Origin of the sequence: Caulobacter sp. D5, from assembly GCF_003185805.1 — a bacterium.
Taxonomy (GTDB): Bacteria; Pseudomonadota; Alphaproteobacteria; order Caulobacterales; family Caulobacteraceae; genus Caulobacter.
On the sequence record NZ_QHJY01000259.1, the window covers coordinates 1 to 3436 of the forward strand.

The 3436-nt window shown below is 66.2% G+C and carries 2 protein-coding genes; both read right to left on the reverse strand.

What is annotated here, in order from left to right:
- Positions 1-694: hypothetical protein (locus DMC18_RS16920; protein ID WP_199232585.1), on the reverse strand; the 694-nt coding region annotated here is incomplete at its 3' end.
- A 132-nt stretch (positions 695-826) separates the two neighbouring features.
- The coding region (locus DMC18_RS16925; RefSeq protein WP_110133124.1) for a TonB-dependent receptor at positions 827-3436 on the reverse strand (2610 nt) is incomplete at its 5' end.

Consider the following 3436-nt stretch of genomic DNA (forward strand, 5'->3'; position numbering starts at 1 on the left):
GTACGAAGAGGGCGCGCCAGGCCGGCAGCGGGCCGGCGAACTGGAAGAGCACGGCGCCGACCGCCGTCAGCAGGGCGGCGAGCGCGAAGGGGCGGCCGTCGCGTCCGGCGCGGAGGGCGACGACCAGGGCGATGGCGGCGGTGACCGCGTTGGCCAGCTGGAAGCCGACGCCGAGCTTCCAGAAGTCCTGCGGGCCGGCGATGGCCAGGGGCGGCAGGATCGGCGCCAGGCGGCCCAGGATCGGCGGCAGCAGGAAGATGCTGGTGGCCAGCATGTAGCCGGCGTGCGGGCCGATCGTGCGCCGGCGGGCGAGGGCCTGGTGGTAGAACCAGGCGAAGCTGGCGACGGCGACGATGTCGAGCCAGGCCAGGCGCGCGGCGTAGAGGTCGTAGAACGGCGAGACGTTGGCGACCAGGCGGCGGGCCATGCCCAGGAAGATCCCCGAGCCGCCGGCCAGGAACAGCGGGAAGAGGGCCAGGCTGCAGAAGCCGAGCGTGCGGTGCGTGGCGCGATTGCCGCCATGGATCAGGGCGCTCTGGGCGACCAGCAGGCACAGCCACAAGGTGGCGGTGATCCCGTGGGCGTGGAGATCGATCGAGGCCGTGGAGACCTGCGACAGGTAGGCCGGCCAGAAGGCCAGCACCGCCAGCGGGAAGATCGCCAGGACGTAGAAGTGCGCGCGCCGATACGGCATCGAAAGCCCCCTTCCGAACCTGCAAGCGAGGCTATTCGGAAACCGACGTTCTGCCAATATTGCAGACCTGCAAAAAAGAAGGCCGCCCCGGTAATCCGGAGCGGCCCCTTTGCGCGCGATTGGCGCCAAGTATCAGTACTTGTAGGAGGCGCCGACGAAGAAGCGGCGGCCCGAGTAGTTGCTGTTGATCAGGCGGGTGTCGCCGGCCCAGCTGGATTCGTCTTCCTTGGTCAGGTTCTTGCCCTCGACGAACAGCGACAGGCCCTGCGGGCCCGGACGCCAGGTGAACTTGCCGTCGAGATAGCCCGTGGCGTCCTTGAACACCGGCTGGCCGAGGGTGTCGGAGGCGGTGAGCAGGTAGCCCGAGCGGTAGTTGTAGGCGAGGCGGGCGCTGATCGGGCCCTTCTCGTACCACAGGGTGGCGTTGTAGCTGCTCTTCGACAGGCCCGGATAGGGCAGGGCCGAGCCGTCGACGCCGCTGTAGACGCCCACGTCAGAGGCCTTCTGGTAGGTGTAGTTGACGTCGGCGCCGAGGCCCGACAGCAGGCCAGGCAGCCAGGTGAAGGCGGTCTTGGCCGTCAGTTCGACGCCCGAGATCTTGGCGCCGTCGCCGTTCACGTAGGTGTTGTAGAAGTACAGGGTGCCGTCGCCGAACACGTCTTGCTGGCCCAGGTTCGAGCGCGAGGACAGGTAGAACGAACGGATGTCCTTGTAGAAGAAGCCGGCCGACAGCTGGGTGTCGCTGTCGGGGTACCATTCGAACGACAGGTCGTACTGGTTGGCGCGATAGGGCTTCAGCGCCGGGTTGCCGGCGTCGCAGCTGTCGGGACCGTCGTCGGAGGTGCCGTCGTTGGTGTAGTTGATGGTGCAGGTCATGCTGGGCATCAGGTAGTTGACCAGCGGGCGGGCCATCAACTGGGCGAAGCCGAAGCGCGCGCTCAGACGGTTGTCGATCAGCCAGCCCTGGATGTTGAAGCTGGGCAGATAGACCGTGTAGTCCTTGGTCATCGACGTCAGGGTGTTGGCCACCACGGCGGTCGAGGCCACGCCGTTGACCAGGCGGGTCTCGCGACGGGTGTACTGGCCGGCGGCCGTCGTCTGGGTGTGGACGCGGCGGACGCCGAAGTTGCCGATGATGTCGCGGCCCAGCAGCGGGAAGCCGTAGTCCAGACGGATGTACTGGGCGTCGCTCTTCTCGGTGACGGCGTACGGGATCTGGTTGTACTGCTTACCGTCGTTGCCGGTGGTCGTGTACAGGTTGTCCAGGTTGAAGTGCGACGTATCCAGGTACTGGGAGATCGCGTTGAACGACGGATACTTCCAGCTGTTCGGCAGGCCAGAGCCGCCATAGTAGAAGTTGTCGGGCAGATCGACCATGGCCTGGGCGAACAGGGCGTTCGAGAAGGCGCGCGACCAGGTCTCGGTCGAGTTCCAGTAGGTGGTCTGGTAGGCGTTGCCCAGGATCGCGGCGGTCTGGTCGACGGCCTGGCCGTTGACCACGGTGGCGGTCGAGTTGACCGAGTTGGCGTAGATCACCGTGTCGTCGAGAGCGCTGGCCAGGTTGGCGCCGCCGCTGACGATGAAGCCGCCGTAGCCGTAGCCGCCCGTCTCGGCGTTCGAATAGCGGCCGCCGAACTTGACGCTCTTCAGGAACGGCAGGTCGGCGCGGTATTCGAAGTCGATCTTGTACTGGTCCTCGGAATTCTTGGAGTCCGACGGACGGTACTGGATCTGCCACTGGTTGACAGCGGCGGCGTCGGCCGGGCTGAAGCCCTGGGCGAAGGTGAAGACCGGGGCCGAGCCGTTCTCCGGATCGATGGTGACCTTCAGGCCCGGGGTGTTGAACGACACCGAGGCGTTGTTGGTCAGGTTGAGGGTCTTGGTCTTGCCGCGGGCGCCGACGAAATCGATCTTCCAGCGGTCGTTCTGGAAGTTGGCGCCGAAGGTGATGTAGTCGGAATCGTTGGTCTGCTTGAAGTCGCGCGACGAGATGCTGAAGGCGTTGTTGCCGCCGCGGTTGGCCGTCGTGAGGCAGTCGCCGACGATGTATTCGGTGACGTTGTGGTTGGCGTCGACCTTCACGCCCGGCACGCTCTGGGCCGTGGCCGCGGTGACGCGGGCGCAAGCGTTGGCCGAACGGTTCAGCGGGTCGAGGTTGGTCAGGCCCGTGCCGTAGTTGATGTCGTTGAGGACCTGTTCGCGCTTGTTCTTCTGGTAGGTGACAAAGGCGCTCAGATTGTCGGTGAACTTGTACTGGGCCGTAAACTCGGCCGAGGTGCGGGTGTCGTCACGGGTCCAGACGCGGTAGCGCGGCACGCGCGGGCTGTAGTCGTACCACTGGCTTTCGCAGGCGGTGCGGGTCTGGGCGGTGGTCAGCAGCGAGGAGTCGGGCGTGACGGCCGTGGCGCAGCTGGCCTCGGTGTCGAAGCCGGCGATGTAGTCGCTGACCGCCTTACCGTAGGTCTGGCTGTAGTAGTCGAGGGTCTTTTCGGCCGAGTTGTCGAAGTCGCCGAGCAGGGCCCAGGCGTTGTTGTCGACGAAGTCGCCGCGGGTCAGGACGCGGTCGTAGTTGACGTTGCCCATCAGGCCCAGGCGACCGTCGAACAGCTGGGTGGCGCCGAAGACGCTGGTGCGCGGCTTCCAGCCGGGCAGGGTGTCGAGGTTCTGCGCCGAGGCGGTGAACGACAGGGTCGGCTTCTTGAAGTCCAGCGGCTTGCGGGTGGTCACCGAGACCGTGCCGCC